Origin of the sequence: Pseudomonas sp. (genome assembly GCF_036404235.1) — a bacterium.
Taxonomy (GTDB): domain Bacteria; phylum Pseudomonadota; class Gammaproteobacteria; order Pseudomonadales; family Pseudomonadaceae; genus Aquipseudomonas.
Genome location: NZ_DASWOT010000148.1, coordinates 49,080 through 66,647, shown reverse-complemented (window position 1 = coordinate 66,647; position 17,568 = coordinate 49,080). Strand labels below are relative to the sequence as shown.

The window sequence follows — 17,568 nt, the reverse complement described above, 5'->3', positions numbered from 1 at the left end:
GCACCATGCAGCTCACTGAAAACCTGGCCTTTGACATCTTCACCACCACACGCCTCATTGGTGTGGAGCACTCATAAAAAATCCGGAATCCTCATCAGATTCCGGATTTTTTTTGCTGCCTGGGAATTAGGCCTGTTCGATCTTAATCGGCGATCAACGCAAACTTGGCCCATTGAAGCCAGCCCACATTGCGATCTGCTCGGCCATACTTGCACCCAGCTTCTTGGAGAAACGGTCGAACGGCGACTCCTGGACGGTGTAATCCACAATGTCTTTCTCGCCAATCACGTCACGCGCGACATAGCTGGAGCTGCCCAGCCCATCGACCAGACCCAATGCCACGGCTTGTTCGCCAGTCCAGACCAGACCGGAAAACAGCTCGGGATGCTCTTTATCCTTCAAGCGATCACCCCGTCCCGCTTTGACGCTGGCAATAAACTGCTTGTGCGTGGTGTCGAGCACACCTTGCCAAAATGCGGTTTCATCAGCTTTTGGCGGCTGGAAGGGGTCGAGAAACGCCTTATGCTCGCCCGAGGTGTAGGTCCGACGATCGACGCCCAGCTTTTCCATCGTGCCCACGAAGCCAAAGCCTGCGGCTGTCACACCGATGGAACCGACCAGACTGGCCTTGTCGGCGTAGATCTGATCTGCGGCGCTGGCAATGTAATAAGCCCCCGAAGCGCCCAGATCGCTGATCACTGCATATACCTTGATGTCAGGCTTTTGCCCGCGCAGACGACGAATCTCGTCATAGATGTAGCCAGACTGCACCGGACTGCCGCCCGGACTGTTGATACGCAAGATCACGCCCTTGGTCTTCTCGTCTTCAAAGGCTGCACGTAAGGCCGTGACGATATTGTCGGCGCTGGCGGCTTCCTTATCGGCGATCATGCCCTGTATATCGATTAGCGCGGTGTGGCTCGACTTGCGTGAAGTACCCTTTTCGAAGTCCATCAGCGGCGAAAATATCAAAAGCGCGGCGAACAGATAAACGAAGGTCAGCGACTTGAAGAAGATCCCCCAGCGACGTGAACGGCGCTGCTCCTGAACACTGGCCAGTAATGTCTTTTCCAGCAGCTTCCAGCTTTTTGCCTCTGCCTTGCCTTCAACAACGTCGTCTTTGTCCTGCGACGTCGCTGCTTTCCATTCGTCCGACATAAATAATCACTCCAACAACGAAGATTCAGCACTGCGCGTACCCAGCCAGGTACGCAATTCAGAAAAATGCTCGATAGCCAGGCGCGGCTCGAATGCTCGCAACGAATCCAGCTCCTGCGCGCCGTAACCCACTGCGACCGAGTCCATGCCAGCGTTACGCGCCATTAACAAATCAAACGAGGAGTCACCAATCATCAAAGCCTTCTCAGGCTTCACGCCGCAATGCGTGAGAATTTCGTGCAGCATCAGCGGGTCGGGCTTACTGGCGGTTTCGTCAGCGGCGCGAGTGATATCGAAATAATCCAGCCAGCCGTGCGCTTTCAGCACCCTATCCAACCCTCGACGCGCCTTACCCGTTGCCACCGCCATCCGATAACCCTGAGCGCGAAAATGCTCCAGAGAAGCATGAACATCGTCGAAAAGCTGCGACGGTTCAGCATCCAACGCCATGTATCTGTCGGCATAGCGCTGACGAAAATCGATCAGATCATTGCTGGAAATGTCGGGGTATAAGGTACGGATGGCCTCAGGCAAGCCCAGACCAATAATGCCTTTGATGGCCAGGTCGTCGCGCACCGGTCGATTCGACAACACAGCGGCGTCGCGCATGGCATCGACGATGCGACCAATGGAGTCGGCCAGCGTGCCGTCCCAGTCGAAAATCAGTAGCTCGTAATCAGGCCGCACTCAATCGCTCCACGGTCTTGGCCCACATTTCATCGACGGGCGCTTCAACCTTCAACGCAGTACCGTCCTGCATTGGCACGGTCAATGCGTAGGCGTGCAAAAACAGCCGTTTACCGCCCAAGTCTCGAATCTCCTTGCTGAAGCCTTCGTCGCCATACTTGGTGTCGCCAGCGATTTCATGGCCAGCATGCAACGCGTGGACACGAATCTGATGCGTACGGCCGGTAATCGGCCGCGCCTCGACCAAAGTTGCGAAATCGCCGAAACGGCGCAACACCTTGAACAGGGTCAGTGCCTCCTTGCCCTCTTCATTGACCTCAACCATCCGCTCTCCGGAACGCAGGTTGCTCTTCATCAACGGCGCACGGACTTGCTTCACTGCGCTCGCCCAGTTGCCACGGACCAGCGCCATGTAGCGTTTGTCGACGCCGTCACCGCGCAATTGCTCGTGCAAATGGCGCAACATGCTGCGCTTCTTGGCAATCATCAGCAGGCCGGAAGTGTCCCGATCGAGCCGATGCACCAACTCCAGTTCCTTGGCGTCGGGGCGCAACTGACGAAAGGCTTCAATCACACCGAAACTCAAACCGCTGCCACCGTGAACGGCGATGCCCGCAGGCTTGTTGAGCACGATCAGGGCCTTGTCTTCGTAAACGATGGCCGCTTCCAGACGCTGCAACAACCCCTGCGCTACCGGCACCGGCTCGTCGCGCTCAGGCACGCGAACAGGCGGAACGCGCACGATGTCGCCCGCCTGAAGCTTGTACTCGGGCTTGATCCGCCCCTTGTTCACTCGCACTTCGCCCTTGCGCAATATGCGGTAAATCAAGGTTTTGGGAACGCCCTTGAGGTACGTGATCAGAAAATTATCGATGCGTTGACCGGCAAGTTCCGGCGCAACCTCAACCAGCTGGACGCTGGGGGTTGGAGGGGTGATATTCGTCATGGCGCAAATCATAACAATTTTTTATGGATTTGAAGCACTTAATGATTGCTGCTATAGTCGCGAACGCCGCCAAAAGCGGCCTGGACAGCGGACCAACGGCATGACAACCGGCCGTGACCAACGCAATTCACGAGGGCGCGAGGCCGTCCTACGGGGCTTTCGGTGACAACGGAAGTCTGCAAGCGTAACAAGCGCAGGTGACATGAGGCCTGAAACAAGCCCGATCGCAGAGTGAATCACTCGCCATCGTGGCCCATGTTCAAGGCCAGTTCACAAAGTGCAGTCGCTTTCAGACACCTCCGAGCGAATGCTTCGGAAACCATGCCTTATATGAGCCATGACGCGCGAACTTCCCATCGAAGGATCGCGGTAAATGCAAACCCGCTGCGGATTCAGCGCGCGGCAGCACCCGAATTATCAGGGATACGTGTGGGGTGGAGACGCACAACCGTCGGACTGTGTAGCAAGGCTTTATCCAAGACGCTTCATATCGTCCGCTGCCGATGGTTGATTCCTCCTCCTGACAAAGCTTTTGCTGACAGGGTGTCATTTGTCACCACAGCAAGCAGGAAACGTCGTCGCGAGCCAGGCCCCTTTGGCCGAATCTCGCTAGACACTGGAGTGTCCAACCACTCTTGACGCGCCCTGACACCGACCGTGAGAAGTCGTGTGTGCCGAACGCCGTTTCCGGCAGCCCGGAAACCGACGGTACTACATGAAAAGAATGCTGATTAACGCAACTCAACCCGAAGAGTTGCGTGTTGCGCTGGTAGACGGCCAGCGCCTATACGACCTGGACATCGAATCCGGGGCCCGCGAGCAGAAAAAGGCCAACATCTACAAGGGCCGGATCACTCGTATCGAACCAAGCCTTGAGGCTGCTTTTGTCGATTTCGGCTCTGAGCGCCATGGCTTCCTGCCGCTGAAAGAAATCTCCCGCGAATACTTCAAGAAAGCCCCCGAAGGCCGCGTCAACATCAAGGACGTCCTGAGCGAAGGCCAGGAAGTCATCGTTCAGGTCGAAAAAGAAGAACGTGGCAACAAGGGCGCTGCCCTGACCACCTTCATCAGCCTGGCCGGTCGCTATCTGGTATTGATGCCGAACAACCCGCGTGCCGGTGGTATTTCCCGCCGCATCGAAGGCGAAGAGCGCAACGAACTGCGTGAAGCACTTAACGGCCTGATCGCTCCCGCCGACATGGGCCTGATCGTGCGCACTGCCGGCCTGGGTCGCAGCAGTGAAGAAATGCAGTGGGACCTCGACTACCTGCTGCAACTCTGGACCGCCATCAAAGAAGCATCACTGGACCGCACCGCGCCCTTCCTGATCTACCAGGAAAGCAACGTCATCATCCGCGCCATCCGTGACTACTTGCGCCAGGACATCGGCGAAGTGCTGATCGACAGCGTCGAAGCTCAGGAAGAAGCACTGACCTTCATCCGCCAGGTGATGCCGCAGTATGCGAGCAAAATCAAGCTGTACGAAGACAGCGTTCCTCTGTTCAACCGTTTCCAGATCGAAAGCCAGATCGAGACCGCCTTCCAGCGCGTCGTCGAACTGCCTTCCGGCGGCTCCATCGTCATCGACCCCACCGAAGCCCTGGTGTCCATCGACATCAACTCGGCGCGTGCCACCAAAGGCAGCGACATCGAAGAAACCGCACTGCAGACCAACCTTGAAGCGGCTGAAGAAATCGCCCGTCAATTGCGTCTGCGTGACATCGGCGGCCTGATCGTCATTGACTTCATCGACATGACGCCGGCCAAGAACCAGCGCGCCGTGGAAGAAAAAGTCCGTGAAAGCCTGGAAGCCGACCGCGCCCGCGTTCAGGTTGGCCGTATCTCGCGCTTCGGCCTGCTGGAAATGTCCCGTCAGCGTCTGCGTCCATCCCTGGGCGAAAGCAGCGGCATCGTTTGCCCGCGCTGTAACGGCACCGGCATCATTCGTGATGTCGAATCGCTGTCCCTGGCGATCCTGCGCCTGATCGAAGAAGAAGCCCTGAAAGACCGCACTGCCGAAGTCCGCGCTCAAGTGCCAATCCCGGTTGCTGCGTTCTTGCTTAACGAAAAACGCAACTCGATCACCAAGATCGAACTGCGCACCCATGCCCGCATCGTGATTCTGCCGAACGATCATCTCGAAACCCCGCACTTCGAAGTGCAGCGTCTGCGTGATGACAGCCCGGAAGCCCACACCCTGCAATCGAGCTACGAAATCGCCGCTGCCGCTGCCGAAGTGGAAGAGGTCGCGCCGCCAGCTGCCGCCACCCGCACCCTGGTTCGTCAGGAAGCAGCGGTCAAGACTGCTCCGCCACGCGCCAATGCACCGGTGCCGGCCGAAGTAGCCGCTCCGGTTGCCATCGCACCCGTTGTGCATGAGCCCAGCCTGTTCAAAGGCCTGGTGAAATCCCTGGTGAGCCTGTTCGCCACCAAAGAAGAGCCAGCAGCCCCGGTTGTCGTCGAAAAGCCTGCAACTGAACGTCCCGCACGTAACGAAGAACGTCGCAATGGTCGTCAGCAGAGCCGTATCCGTAATGGCCGTCGCGATGAAGAACGCAAGCCGCGCGAAGAACGCGCCCCTCGTGAAGCCCGTGAAGAACGCGCACCACGCGAAGAGCGTGCGCCGCGTGAGGAACGAGCCCCACGTGAAGAGCGTCCTGTACGTGAACCACGTGAAGCCCGTGACGAAACCACTGCACCCCGCGAAGAACGTCCGGCTCGCGCTCCCCGTGAAGAGCGCGCACCGCGTGCCCCCCGCGAAGACCGCAAGTCCCGCGAAGATCGTCCGGTCCGTGAATTGCGTGAGCCGCTGGACGCAGCCCCTGCGGTCAACGTGCCACGCGAAGAACGCCCAGAGCGCGCGCCTCGTGAGGAACGTCAACCGCGTCCGCCGCGTGAGGAGCGTCAGCCTCGTGCCGAGCAGGCCGTTGCTGCCGAGAGCGAAGAAGAAGTGCTGTTGACCGACGAGCAGCAGGACGACAACCAGGAACACGCCGAAGGCGATCGTCCTCGTCGCCGCTCCCGTGGCCAGCGTCGTCGCAGCAACCGTCGTGAACGTCAGCGTGATGCCAACGGCAATGTGATCGAAGGCAGCGAAGGCACTGAAGAGAACCCGGAAGCAGATACTGCTGAAATCGCCGCCGGCCTGGTTGTCACCGAAGCCGTCGCCAGCAGCGTGATCAGTGCATCAGCCGAAGCCGAGGCAAATCTTCAGGCAGAACACGCTACGGCAGCAGTCGAAGTGCCTGTACAAGAGCCAGTTGCCGAAGCCTCTGCGGTAGAAGTACCGTCAGTTGAAGCACCTGTCGCGCCAACCTCCGCCAAGCCTATACCTACGCCGGAAGTTGAGGTCGCACCTTTCGACTCGACTCTCGCACCGTTCGAACGCCAGGTTAAAGCGGCTGCTCAGGCCGAGTTGTTCGAAACGCCGGCTATCGTCGAGGCGCCAGTGGTTGCCGAGGAATCGAAGCAGGCCCAAACGCCTGTGACCGAATCTGCGGAGCTGCCTGCTCCAACGCCGGTGGCGGCTGAACCAACAGTTGCCGAGCCAACCGCTGCACCTGTAGCGCCTGAACCAGCCATCAGCCAACCAGCAGTATTCGAAGCGCCCGCCACACTGGCCGCTCCGGAAACTGTTGCAACACCGACCACCGCTGAAGCGACAGTGGCCCAGCCTGTGGCCACCGAAGAGAAGCCTGCGCTACCAGTAAGCGCCAGCGGTCGCGCACCGAACGATCCACGTGAAGTTCGCCGTCGTCGCCTGGAAGCCGAGCGTCTGCAGAAGGAAGTTGAAGCCCGCGCCGCAACCGTCAGCGCGCCTCAGGCTGCCGAAGTCGTCGAGCCAGCACCGGCCGTCGAAACCCACGTGACTCCCTCAGCAGAAGCCGCGCCGACTCAGTCAATCGACGAGAACGTGCAATCCGCTGAAGAAGTCGTGCATCACCACGCTGCAGAACTGGAAGAAAGCAAAGAGCCTAAACCGCTCGCTTGATTCTCGCTGAATGAAAAAGCCCGATCTGTGTAGGCAGATCGGGCTTTTTCACGCCTGAGTTTTAGATTTATGTGGGTTTGAATTCCAGAGCCGACGGCACATCGACGTCCCATAACACCCCCGGATCGTCGACACTGACTTCCTTGATCCTCGCTCCCGGAAACAAGCGCCTGGCGCCCATCTCCCCAGACAGCGTCATCAATGCCGGCCCAAGATCTCGGCCAAATCCAACCGGATGTCCGTATTTACCCTGATGCACCGGCACGCTGATCGCATCGTCTTCTAGCGACCGGATCACGCAGTCAAGGGTATCAGGGTGAATGAAAGGCATGTCACCCAACAGGATCAACCAGCCACGGTGATGGGGCTCAGCGGCAACCGCTGCGGCAATACTGTCGCCCATGCCCGGCGAATCCAGAATTACCACCTCGCAGCCGTGCCGCAAACCCAACTCGGCGACTCCGGGAAAATCAGGACGGGTCAAGACCACGCACTTGTCCACCGAAGCGCAAATATTGATCAGCACATGCTCAAGGACAGACCGCTCGATGCCGTCGCGTCCCATACATTGCGCCAGCAGCTTGTTGCGGTGAGCGCCAGCGACGTGTCGATAGCGGCTACCTTTTCCTGCGGCAAGCACGATGGCACACAAGGTTTCATGCATGCTCAATCCTCTCCACTGACCGAGGTGTGACATCTGAAATGCAAAGGCCAAGCCAGGAGGACCGCCTTTCCCTCAGTAAACGTTAGGCTCCATTTCCAGCTCAACACCAAATCGCTCGGCAATATCGGCCTGAATCCGGCGTGCCAGCCCCAGCAGTTCAGCGCCACTCGCAGCACCGTAATTGACCAGCACCAACGACTGCAATTGATGCACACCCGCATCACCGTCACGAAAGCCCTTCCAGCCAGCTTGCTCGATCAGCCAGCCAGCGGCGAGTTTCACGCGACCTTCAGGTTGTGGGTAACTGACCAGTCCGGGATGCGTCTGCTTGATGAGGCCCGCCAACTCGGCAGACACCAATGGGTTTTTGAAAAAACTACCGGCATTGCCAAGTATTGTAGGGTCCGGGAGTTTCTCGCTGCGAATGGCACAGATCGCACGGCTGACATCTATCGGCGTCGGTTGCTTAATGCCCAACGCGTCCAGACGCTGGCGCACTGGACCGTAGTCCAAATGCAAGTCCGCGCTGTAGCTCAGGCGAAACTTCACACGCAGAATCAGCCAGCGCCCGGCATCATGCTTGAACACGCTGTCGCGGTAACCGAACGCGCAGTCCTGCAGCGAGAACTCACGTAATTGACCCGTCTGGCGGTCCATCGCAGTCAGGCTGTGGAACACATCCTTGATCTCGACGCCGTATGCACCGATGTTCTGCATCGGCGCCGCACCGACGGTCCCCGGGATAAGACTGAGATTTTCCAGCCCGGCCAAGCCGCGAGCCAGCATGTCCTGTACGAATGGATGCCAGGGTTCTCCCGCTTCGGCCTCGACCACCGCATGACCGCAGTCCTCGTGAACGATGCGAATGCCGCGACTCGACATGCGCAACACCAACGCATCGATATCGCCAGTCAATAGCAGGTTGCTGCCACCGCCAACAATCAACAAAGGCAGGCCATGCGCTTGCGAGTAGGCCAGAGCTTGGCGCACGTCATCATCACTGCGCGCTTGGGCAAACAAGCGAGCCCGAACATCGACGCCAAAGGTATTGAACGGCTTGAGGGAGACGTCAGGTTGCACGTACAAGGTCATGAGTAGACCCGCCCCGAGAAAGACCGAACGATGGGACTGATAGGCATCAAACCTCCAGCAAACGCCGAACGCGTTCCAGATCCTCGGCAGTGTCGACACCGGCTGGCGGCGCTTCCAGAGCATCGGCAACGTGAATGCGCACGCCATGCCAAAGGGCTCGCAGTTGCTCCAGGCTTTCGGTGTTCTCCAACCAGCAAGGCCCCCAACTGACGAAGTCGTGAAGGAAACCGGCACGATAGGCATAAATGCCAATGTGGCGACGATAGGGCACGCCTTCGGGCAAATGATCGCGGTCTTTGGCCAAGGCATCACGGGCCCACGGCAACGGCGCGCGGCTGAAGGTCAGCGCCAAGCCATTGATGTCGGACACGACTTTGACCACGTTAGGGTTGAACAACGCGGCCATGTCGTCGATTGGCTCAGCCAGCGTCGACATGCGCGCCTCAGGATGCGCGGCAAGGTTATCGGCGACCTGATCGATCACCGAGGGCGGAATCATCGGCTCATCCCCCTGCACGTTGACCACGATGGCGTCGTTCGCCAGCCCCAGCTGCGAGGCCACTTCGGCCAGGCGATCCGTGCCCGAGTTGTGGTCATTGCGCGTCATTAGCACTTCAGCGCCAAAAGCACGACAGGCGTGCGCAATACGCAAATCATCCGTTGCGATCACAACGCGCTGGGCGCTGCTTTTACGAGCCTGCTCCCAGACATGCTGGATCATCGGCTTGCCGGCAATGGTTTTCAGCGGCTTGCCAGGAAAACGACTGGAGCCATAACGCGCGGGGATGACAACGGTAAAGGTTGCGGTCATTTATCCAGACGCTCATCGGCGGACAGGGTACGGGCTTCGCTTTCGAGCATCACCGGGATGCCATCACGAATCGGGTAGGCCAGGCCTGCACCTTTGCTGATCAGCTCGGTTTTGTCGGCGCTGAGCTTGAGCGGACCTTTGCAGATCGGGCAAGCGAGGATGTCGAGCAATTTGGTGTCCATAAGTAATCCTGAGCAAGTCATGGCAAAAGACGGTGTAGCTGCGAATCGAACCACTGGGCAAAGGCTGTGGAAGGCACCGCCTCCACCGCGAGATACCACCAGTTCGCGGCGGCGAAGGCGCGACATTTCACGGCGTCCTTCTCGGTCATGATCAACGGCAAAGGCGGCTCAAAAGCCAGGGTCTTCGCACTGTAGAGAGCATGATCGGCAAACGGGTGTGGCACAGGTCGCCAGTGTAGTCCTTCGAGGGTATTGAAGAAACGTTGCGGGTTGCCGATTCCGGCCACCGCATGCACCGCTTGTCCCGGCGCAAAGTGTTCGACGGGTTTACGTTCACCTGTGAGCAGATTGATCAACGCCAAAGGTTGGAGCTCAAAGCCGTAGCCATCGTCGCGGTCCTTGGCGGCGCCGTTGTAAAGCAGCGCATCGACGCTGTGCAACCGTTCAATCGGCTCACGCAGCGGACCTGCGGGCAAGCAACGACCATTGCCCAGTCCGCGCGCGGCATCAATCAATACCAGCTCCAGATCCCGTGCCAGACGGTAATGCTGTAGACCGTCATCGGAAAGAATCAGGTCCAGTGGCTCCTGGGCGAGTAACGCACGGACCGCTTGCCCGCGATCAGGGTCGATCATCAATGGCACGCCAGTACGTTGCACGATCAACAGCGGTTCATCGCCTGCCTCGTCAGCGCTGTTTTGAGGCAAGACGCGCCAGGGCAAGCTCGGCGGTTTGGCGCCGTACCCGCGGCTGACCACGCCGACGTTTAAGCCCTGGCGACGGCAGTGCTCGATCATCCACAGAATGAGTGGGGTCTTGCCGGTACCGCCGACGGTGATGTTACCCACCACGATGACCGGTACCGGGGCTCTATAAATATCGCCCTCACCCGCCAGGAACCGTGCGCGCTTTTTATTGACCACTCGCCGATAAAGGCATTCCAGCGGGCGAAGCAATGCAAGGGCCGGATGACCGGCGTACCAAGCGTTGAGCAGTCGGTCGTTGAGCGCCATCAGTTCGCCGATGCGGCCTCGACAGTGGTCATGCGTAAATGGGCGAACCCGAGTTTGCCAGCAGCATCCATAGCCGTGATCACCGCCTGATGTGGGGTCTTGCCGTCGGCGCTGATGGACAGCGGCAGGCTGGTATCACCCGCTGACTCCTTCTGCAAGGCATCGATCAGGGTTTGCAGATGGCTGTCAGGGAGCAGTGTGTTATTTACCGAATAAACGCCATCGGCGTTGATGGTGATGTCAAGGTGCTTCTTATCGACATCGTCGGCTGAGGCGCCGGTCACTGACTGCGGCAAATCCACACGCATCTGGGTTTCACGCGTGAAGGTGGTGGTCACCACGAAGAACAGCAGCAAAATGAACACCACATCGATCAGTGACACCAGATTGATGTCGATGGTCTCCCGAGGTTTGCGGCGGCGGAATTTCACTTCTTCTTGCCCTCGGCCTTGCCGACAGGTTTCTCTGGCATGCCGACGCTGACCAGATCCACGTCACGATCCCCCTGCACCACTTCAACCAACTTGATCGCTTCCTGCTCCATGCCAACCACCAGCTCGTCGACGCGGCTTTGCAGGTAGCGATGAAAGAAGATCGTCGGGATCGCAACGGTCAAGCCCGAGGCGGTACAAATCAATGCCTTGGCGATACCACTGGCGAGCATACCGGCATTACCTGTCATGCCCGAATTGGTGAACGAACTGAAGATGTCGATCATGCCGAGCACAGTGCCCAACAATCCCAGCAGAGGCGCCATGGCAGCAATGGTGCCCAGGGTCGCGAGGTAGCGTTCCAGCTCATGAATGACCCGGGCAGCGGCCTCTTCGATGCACTCTTTCATGATCTCGCGACCATGACGGGAGTTGGCCAGGCCCGCGGCGAGGATTTCTCCCAGCGGAGAATCGGCGCGTAGCTCTTTGAGCTTGTCGCTGCTGAGCTGTTTGTCCTTGATCCAGCGCCACACTTGACCGAGCAGATGCGGTGGCGTGATGCGGCTGGCGCGCAGGGTCCACAGGCGTTCGATGATGATCCCGACTGCAGCGATGGAACTCAGAATGATCGGTAGCATCATCCAGCCACCAGATTTGACCAACTCCCACACAGCAACCACCCCCTGAAAAAAAGTGGCGCCACTCTAACATAGGGCCGCGGGCTCGCCGAACCCCGCGATCAATAACCGGCTCTTTCATTCACGCCAGAAGCGCTGCGTCCTACGTTCAGCCTGCGGCTCGCCAAAGGCACCCAATTGAAAAGTGATGGCCCCCAGTTCGGCACTGTCGTAAGCCGCGATGCCCATCCACTGGTAGCGCGACATCACCAGTGGGTGTGGGTGGCCAAAGCTGTTGTTGCGGCCTCGGGAGATCAACACACCACGCGGCGCGACCGCACGCAGGAACGGCTTGGACGACGAACTGCGACTACCGTGATGAGGCGCTTGCAGCCAGTCGGCGCGCACGTCAAAACCTTCATCCAACAACGCGCGCTCAGCCTTGATGTCGATGTCGCCGGTCAGCAACAATCGCTCGCCATTGGCTTGGACGCTGAGCACGCAAGACGCCTGATTACCCTCGACAGCGTCTTGCCAGATCCATGTGGAGAAAACCACCCCGTTCCAGTTCCAGGATTCGCCGTTACGACAGGACTCGGCCTGCAACTCAGGGGGCAATCTGGCGACATCGCCAGCGAGCACACGCTGCACTGGCAACGCTTGATGAATCGCCGGTGCGCCGCCAGCATGGTCGGCATCGGCATGGCTTAGCAACATCACGTCCAGCGCTTTAATGCCGGCCTTGCGAATGGCCGGAAGCACCACCCGTTGCCCGGTGTCGAACTCGCCAAAGCGCGGTCCGGCGTCGTACAACAAACTGTGTTCACGGGTGCGCAACACAATGGCCAACCCCTGGCCGACATCCAGATGCAGCACTTCGACCCGCCCCTCAGGCACAGACTTGAGCGGCGCAAACACGCAAAGCAGCAGCATCGGCCAACCGAACAGACGTATAGGTACGCCGCTGGGCAACAGCAACAAGACCGCGCCAAGCAGGCTGAACCACCACGCCCAGAGCGGGACGGCCGGTCCGGTCCAGGCAGGCATCCCATCGGCAATGATCGTCAGCAAGCGGAACAACATCTCCATCGAGCCACCCGCCAACCATAAAAGCCCCTCGCCCACAGGTGCGATGGCGAGAAAAACAGTGCCCAGCAGTGCCAGTGGCAGGGTCAATACGCTGATCCATGGCACCGCGAGCAGATTGGCGGCGGGCCCGCTAAGGCTGATCGGCAGGTTGAGCGCCAACAACACCGGGAGCAAGCCGACGGCAATCAACCACTGCGCTCGGGTCCAGCTTTGTAGCCAGCGCCAGGCACCCAACCGTGCGCTAAAAACCAGTATCAGAATGCCCACCGCAGCGAAAGACAGCCAAAATCCTGGCTGCAGACTGACCAAAGGCTCGACGAGCAACACCAGGTTGAGCGACAGCAGCATCGGCCAACTGACGCCCAGTTGACGAAAACGCAGCCGCCACAACAGCACCATGCCGATCATCACGCAGGCACGGCGCACCGGCACCTCAAATCCCGCCAACAAGCCATATGCCAACGCAGCGGCAAACGCCAGCGAACATGCTGCCGGCAACCAAGGCACGAAGCGCGGCCATAATCCCCAGCGAGCGAGGCCGGCGATCAGGCCGTAGATCAAACCGCTGAGCAAGCCAATGTGGGTGCCGGAAATCACCAGTAAGTGAACGGTCCCGGTGTCTTGCAGGACTCGCCAGTCGGTGCTGCTCAGCCCCGAATTATCGCCCAACACCAATGCAGCTAGCCCACCCTCCCGGCCTTGAGCATCGATGGCAAGCAATCGTTGCCTGATCGAATCGCGCCAGGACGGTGCCGCTGATTTGAGCAACTGGCCATCGAGGACCGTGCCCGTCGCGCCGATGCGCTGTGCCAGCAACCACGCTTCATAATCAAAAGCCTGGGGATTGACCAAACCTGCGGGCGCTTTGAGCTTTACTGCCAAACGCCAGTGTTCGCCGCTGCGCAGTTGTGGGCCACCGTACCAGGCGACGCGAATGGTTTCGGGCAACCGGGCACGGCGGGAATGTGGATGCTTGAGCTCAAATCGCACAACACCTTCGACGTTGTGTGGCAGGCCAACGACCTCGCCTTGCAGCCACAGGGTCTGGCCGTCGAGCCGCGCATCGAGCCGATCATCAAGTGCCGCCTTCGCCGAAAAGCAGGCCCACGTCAGCCCAAACAAGAAGAACGCCAGTGGGTAAGTCCGAAACGGCAACAGCGTCAGCGCAATAACCGGCATCAGCAGCAGCAACCAGACGGGCGGCAACGCCGGTAAAAAACGCAGAGCCAACAGCCCCAGTGCAAGCGCCAACATCCCTGTACGCATGAGCTTCTTCCTGTTCACCGCCAAATCCTTCCCACGGCTTAGCGCACTCAGCAGATGACAGCTTTATTAATTGTCACAAAGTCTGAATTTTCACCCTTCAGTATCTGTGCATACTTGCGCTGACCTGCCTGCCCATCATCCGGATAACCGTATGCCACGCCACTTGATCAAGCGTTACATGCCCGATCCGAACCGCATCAGGGAACACAAATCCTTACGTTTATTTGGCCGCTTTTTACACGATCCGAACCTTTGGCACCTGAATCGACGCTCGGTCGCACGGGCGATGGGGATGGGGCTGTTCGCAGCGTTGATGCCAATTCCGCTGCAAATGTTACTGGCAGCGTTGCTGGTGATCTGGGTGCGCGGCAATCTGGCGATCGGTGTGAGTCTGGTCTGGCTGACCAATCCGCTGACCATGCCGCCAGTGTTCTATTGCACCTACAAGATGGGCGCGATGTTGATGGGCCTGCCGCCCAGGTATTTTCCGGACGAGTTGAGCTGGGACTGGATCAACGGGCAATTGACCACTCTGTGGCAGCCGTTGTTGCTCGGATCGCTGGTGACGGGCGTGCTGCTTGGAGTGATGGGGTATTTTCTGACGATGGGCTACTGGCGCTGGTGGGTCGGGCGGCAGTGGCGGCTGCGCAGGGAGAAGCGCAAAAGCCCTGGCATCGCAGGCCTGTAGGAGATCGCCCGTCATCCAGAGGCCACGCTGTCGCGCAGCAAACACGAGGCCTGTAGATACTCTGTTCCCGGTCAGGCTTTCAGTAGGTGCTTTTTGCTGAAAAGCTTGGCCGTATTAAAAGGGCCAGAGCGCGCTGTAGGAGCGCAGCTTGTCCCGCGATTTGGCGCGCAGCGGCAGTAAAGCCGGTGTGCGCGGCGTAGCTGTTACACCGTGTGCGCAGGTTTTACGACGGGTGCCCCGCCGGTCGCGGGACAAGCCCGACTCCTTCAAGCCGTCATCGCAAATGCTTTATGGGGACTTCAGAGGCAGAACGCACTGGCGCCAACGCCTACAGGCAGTACGCGGCGTTCGTTACTGCCGCATCCCTCGCCCACTGACCAGCAGCCGCGCGCACCCCAGGTAGAGGACGATGGTCGCAATGACCATGAACGCCAGGGCGATGCTGATCTTGATGTCTGAGACGCCAAGAATGCCGTAGCGGAAGGCGTTGACCATGTGCAGAACCGGATTGACCAGCGACACGGTCTGCCAGAACGGCGGCAGCAGGTTGATCGAGTAAAACACCCCGCCCAGGTACGTCAACGGCGTCAGCACGAATGTCGGGATGATCGAAATATCATCGAAATTGCGCGCAAACACAGCGTTGATGAAACCCAGCAGTGAGAAGATCGTCGCGGTCAGTACGACCACCACAATGGTGACCCCCAGGTGATGCACCTGCAGGTCAGTGAAGAACATCGACAGGATGGTCACGATAATCCCGACCATCAACCCGCGCAGCACGCCACCCAGGGTGTAGCCGATCAGGATGGTGTGCGGCGACACCGGCGAAACCATCAGCTCTTCAACAGAGCGTTGAAATTTCGCGCCGAAGAAGCTCGACACCACATTGCCATAGGAGTTGGTGATCACCGACATCATGATCAGGCCCGGCACGATGTATTGCATGTAGGTGAAGCCACCCATGTCGCCGATCTGCCGGCCGATCAGGTTTCCGAAGATCACGAAGTACAGCACCATGGTGATCGCTGGCGGCAGCAACGTTTGTGGCCAGATCCGGGTGAAACGGCGGATTTCTCGGTAGACGATGGTATTCAGGGCGATCAGGTTGGGGCGCAGTTCGGCATTCATATCGCCACCTTCGACAGATTTTTTTCCACCAACGACACGAACAGTTCTTCGAGGCGATTGGTTTTATTGCGCAGGCTCAGCACCTGAATATTTTGCAGTGCCAACTGGCTGAACAGCGCGGTGATACCGATGGTTTTATCCACCTGCACTTCCAGTGTGGAACTGTCGACCAGGCGTGATGGATAGCCCATCAACTGAGGGGGTGTCGTCATTGGGTCTTTCAGGTCCAAGAGAAAGGTTTCCACCGTCAAGGTGTTCAACAACTGCTTCATACTGGTGTTTTCGACAATAACACCGTGGTCGATGATGCCGATGTGGCGGCACAAATGCTCAGCCTCTTCCAGATAGTGCGTGGTGAGGATGATGGTAATACCCTTCTGGTTCAGCTCGGTCAGGAACGTCCACATCGAACGACGCAACTCGATGTCCACGCCCGCCGTTGGCTCGTCGAGGATCAGCAAGCGAGGTTCATGGACCAGCGCACGGGCGATCATAAGGCGCCGCTTCATGCCACCTGACAATGAGCGCGACGGTGAGTTGCGCTTGTCCCACAGCCCCAACTGAGTCAGGTACTGCTCGGCACGCTCCTTGGCGACTTTCAACGGAATGCCGTAATACCCGGCCTGGGTCACAACAATGTCGAACGTTTTTTCGAACATGTTGAAATTGAATTCCTGGGGAACCACGCCAATCGAGCGCTTGAGTTGCGCCGGATTGCGGTCCAGGTCGTGACCGAAGATGTTCACCGTTCCGGAGGTCTTGTTGACCAGGGTCGAGATGATGCCAATGGTGGTGGATTTACCGGCGCCGTTAGGGCCGAGCAAAGCGAAGAAATCACCCTCGGCAACATCCAGATCGATACCCTTGAGGGCCTGGAAGCCATTGCCGTAGGTCTTGGTTAACTGCCGAATGGACAGAGCAGAACTCATGACTGAAAAAGCACCGAATAAAGGAAAAGGAGAAATGAAAAATATGAAGACCCGGATGAAAAACCGTGACGCTCAGCGTTGAACAACCTGCGCTCAAAACGCGATCTACCTATAAATGAGCTGATGGCGCCCGCAGTCGGCGGCAATGTTGCTTGCCGACGCCACGCAAGTACAGCGACATCCATTGATAGTAGATATTAATTCAACACAGCCCACGATCAGGTCAGCGCGGTCATGACCGCCTTCTGATACGCCGGCCGTTGTTTCAAACGCTCATACCAGGCTTTGAGATGAGGCATCGCCGGGCGTTCAATCGGCATTTCAAACCAGGCATAAATAAAGCTGCCGAGCGGGATATCACCCATACCGAACTCATCACCAGACAAATACGGATGTGAAGCCAGCGCCTGATCGACAATCACCAACAATTGCTGCACGGTTTTGATCGCGCCATTGATCTGTACCCAATCCTGTTGGTCGGCCGGCGTGCGCAGGACGCCCCAAAAGACGGTGCGAAACGGACCGGCAAAGCTGGACGTGGTCCAATCCATCCATTTGTCCGCAGAGGCTCGAACCTGAGGGTCGCTCGGATACAGCGGCGAGTCGGGGGCGTACCGCGCCGCGAGGTAGCGAACGATGGCGTTCGACTCCCACAGCACAAAATCGCCGTCCTCGATCATCGGTACGACGCCGTTGGGGTTTTTCGCCAGATACTCGGGCTGATCGTTGATGCCGAACGCGCCTCCAGCATTCAGCGACTCATATGCAACGCCCACTTCTTCGGCGATCCACAGTGCCTTGCGGACATTGGAAGAGTTCTTGCGGCCCCAGATCTTCAGCATTGCGTCTTCTCCTTATTGGATACGCGAAAGT

General features: G+C 58.5%; 16 protein-coding genes. 2 read left to right on the top strand and 14 right to left on the bottom strand.

Annotated features, from left to right (window positions below; genetic code table 11):
• Positions 1 to 153 precede the first annotated feature (153 nt).
• From VGC62_RS18650 to rluC, 3 genes are read right to left on the bottom strand one after another with little or no spacing between them, the layout of a single operon-like run.
• Entirely contained in the window at positions 154 to 1,158 is a 1,005-nt protein-coding gene (locus tag VGC62_RS18650; protein ID WP_331188558.1) for a S49 family peptidase, read from the bottom strand.
• Between the two features lie 6 nt (positions 1,159 to 1,164).
• A complete protein-coding gene (locus VGC62_RS18645; protein ID WP_331188557.1) occupies positions 1,165 to 1,845 on the bottom strand; it encodes an HAD-IA family hydrolase in 681 nt (226 codons plus the stop codon).
• Positions 1,835 to 2,791 carry a 23S rRNA pseudouridine(955/2504/2580) synthase RluC gene (gene rluC / locus VGC62_RS18640; protein WP_331188556.1) on the bottom strand — a complete coding sequence of 319 codons (957 nt, stop codon included), beginning with the start codon at positions 2,789 to 2,791 and terminating at the stop codon, positions 1,835 to 1,837. The genes VGC62_RS18645 and rluC overlap by 11 nt, the downstream gene beginning before the upstream one ends.
• 715 nt (positions 2,792 to 3,506) lie before the next feature.
• Here rluC and rne point away from each other — a divergent pair.
• A complete protein-coding gene (rne, locus tag VGC62_RS18635) occupies positions 3,507 to 6,782 on the top strand; it encodes a ribonuclease E (protein WP_331188555.1) in 3,276 nt (1,091 codons plus the stop codon).
• Between the two features lie 67 nt (positions 6,783 to 6,849).
• Here the strand turns inward: rne and VGC62_RS18630 are convergent, their stop codons facing one another.
• From VGC62_RS18630 to VGC62_RS18595, 8 genes are all read right to left on the bottom strand, one after another.
• Complete coding sequence (locus VGC62_RS18630; RefSeq protein WP_331188554.1) at positions 6,850 to 7,446, bottom strand: nucleotidyltransferase family protein; 597 nt, start codon at positions 7,444 to 7,446, stop codon at positions 6,850 to 6,852.
• A gap of 72 nt (positions 7,447 to 7,518) precedes the next feature.
• Positions 7,519 to 8,538: a UDP-N-acetylmuramate dehydrogenase gene (gene murB / locus VGC62_RS18625; protein ID WP_331188553.1), complete on the bottom strand. Its 1,020-nt coding sequence runs from the start codon at positions 8,536 to 8,538 to the stop codon at positions 7,519 to 7,521.
• Between the two features lie 46 nt (positions 8,539 to 8,584).
• Complete coding sequence (gene kdsB, locus VGC62_RS18620) at positions 8,585 to 9,349, bottom strand: 3-deoxy-manno-octulosonate cytidylyltransferase (protein WP_331188552.1); 765 nt, start codon at positions 9,347 to 9,349, stop codon at positions 8,585 to 8,587.
• A complete protein-coding gene (locus VGC62_RS18615; protein ID WP_331188551.1) occupies positions 9,346 to 9,531 on the bottom strand; it encodes a Trm112 family protein in 186 nt (61 codons plus the stop codon). The genes kdsB and VGC62_RS18615 overlap by 4 nt, the downstream gene beginning before the upstream one ends.
• A gap of 17 nt (positions 9,532 to 9,548) precedes the next feature.
• Positions 9,549 to 10,544 carry a tetraacyldisaccharide 4'-kinase gene (lpxK, locus tag VGC62_RS18610; protein WP_331188550.1) on the bottom strand — a complete coding sequence of 332 codons (996 nt, stop codon included), beginning with the start codon at positions 10,542 to 10,544 and terminating at the stop codon, positions 9,549 to 9,551.
• On the bottom strand, positions 10,544 to 10,975 hold the full coding sequence (locus VGC62_RS18605; protein WP_331188549.1) for a biopolymer transporter ExbD: 432 nt from the start codon (positions 10,973 to 10,975) through the stop codon (positions 10,544 to 10,546). The genes lpxK and VGC62_RS18605 overlap by 1 nt, the downstream gene beginning before the upstream one ends.
• Complete coding sequence (locus VGC62_RS18600) at positions 10,972 to 11,646, bottom strand: MotA/TolQ/ExbB proton channel family protein (protein ID WP_331188548.1); 675 nt, start codon at positions 11,644 to 11,646, stop codon at positions 10,972 to 10,974. The genes VGC62_RS18605 and VGC62_RS18600 overlap by 4 nt, the downstream gene beginning before the upstream one ends.
• 84 nt (positions 11,647 to 11,730) lie before the next feature.
• On the bottom strand, positions 11,731 to 13,947 hold the full coding sequence (locus tag VGC62_RS18595) for a DNA internalization-related competence protein ComEC/Rec2 (protein WP_331188547.1): 2,217 nt from the start codon (positions 13,945 to 13,947) through the stop codon (positions 11,731 to 11,733).
• Positions 13,948 to 14,098: 151 nt separating this feature from the next.
• On the opposite strand from VGC62_RS18595, the gene VGC62_RS18590 reads away from it, so the two are divergent.
• Positions 14,099 to 14,635 (top strand): DUF2062 domain-containing protein, encoded by a 537-nt coding sequence (locus tag VGC62_RS18590; protein ID WP_331188546.1) that lies wholly within the window; start codon positions 14,099 to 14,101, stop codon positions 14,633 to 14,635.
• 351 nt (positions 14,636 to 14,986) lie between these two features.
• Here the strand turns inward: VGC62_RS18590 and VGC62_RS18585 are convergent, their stop codons facing one another.
• From VGC62_RS18585 to VGC62_RS18575, 3 genes are all read right to left on the bottom strand, one after another.
• On the bottom strand, positions 14,987 to 15,766 hold the full coding sequence (locus VGC62_RS18585; protein WP_331188545.1) for an ABC transporter permease: 780 nt from the start codon (positions 15,764 to 15,766) through the stop codon (positions 14,987 to 14,989).
• Positions 15,763 to 16,695 carry an ABC transporter ATP-binding protein gene (locus VGC62_RS18580; RefSeq protein WP_331188544.1) on the bottom strand — a complete coding sequence of 311 codons (933 nt, stop codon included), beginning with the start codon at positions 16,693 to 16,695 and terminating at the stop codon, positions 15,763 to 15,765. Before VGC62_RS18580 ends, VGC62_RS18585 begins: the two co-directional genes overlap by 4 nt.
• A 218-nt stretch (positions 16,696 to 16,913) precedes the next feature.
• Positions 16,914 to 17,537, bottom strand: a complete 624-nt coding sequence (locus VGC62_RS18575; RefSeq protein WP_331188543.1) for a glutathione S-transferase — start codon at positions 17,535 to 17,537, stop codon at positions 16,914 to 16,916.
• Between the last annotated feature and the right edge of the window lie 31 nt (positions 17,538 to 17,568).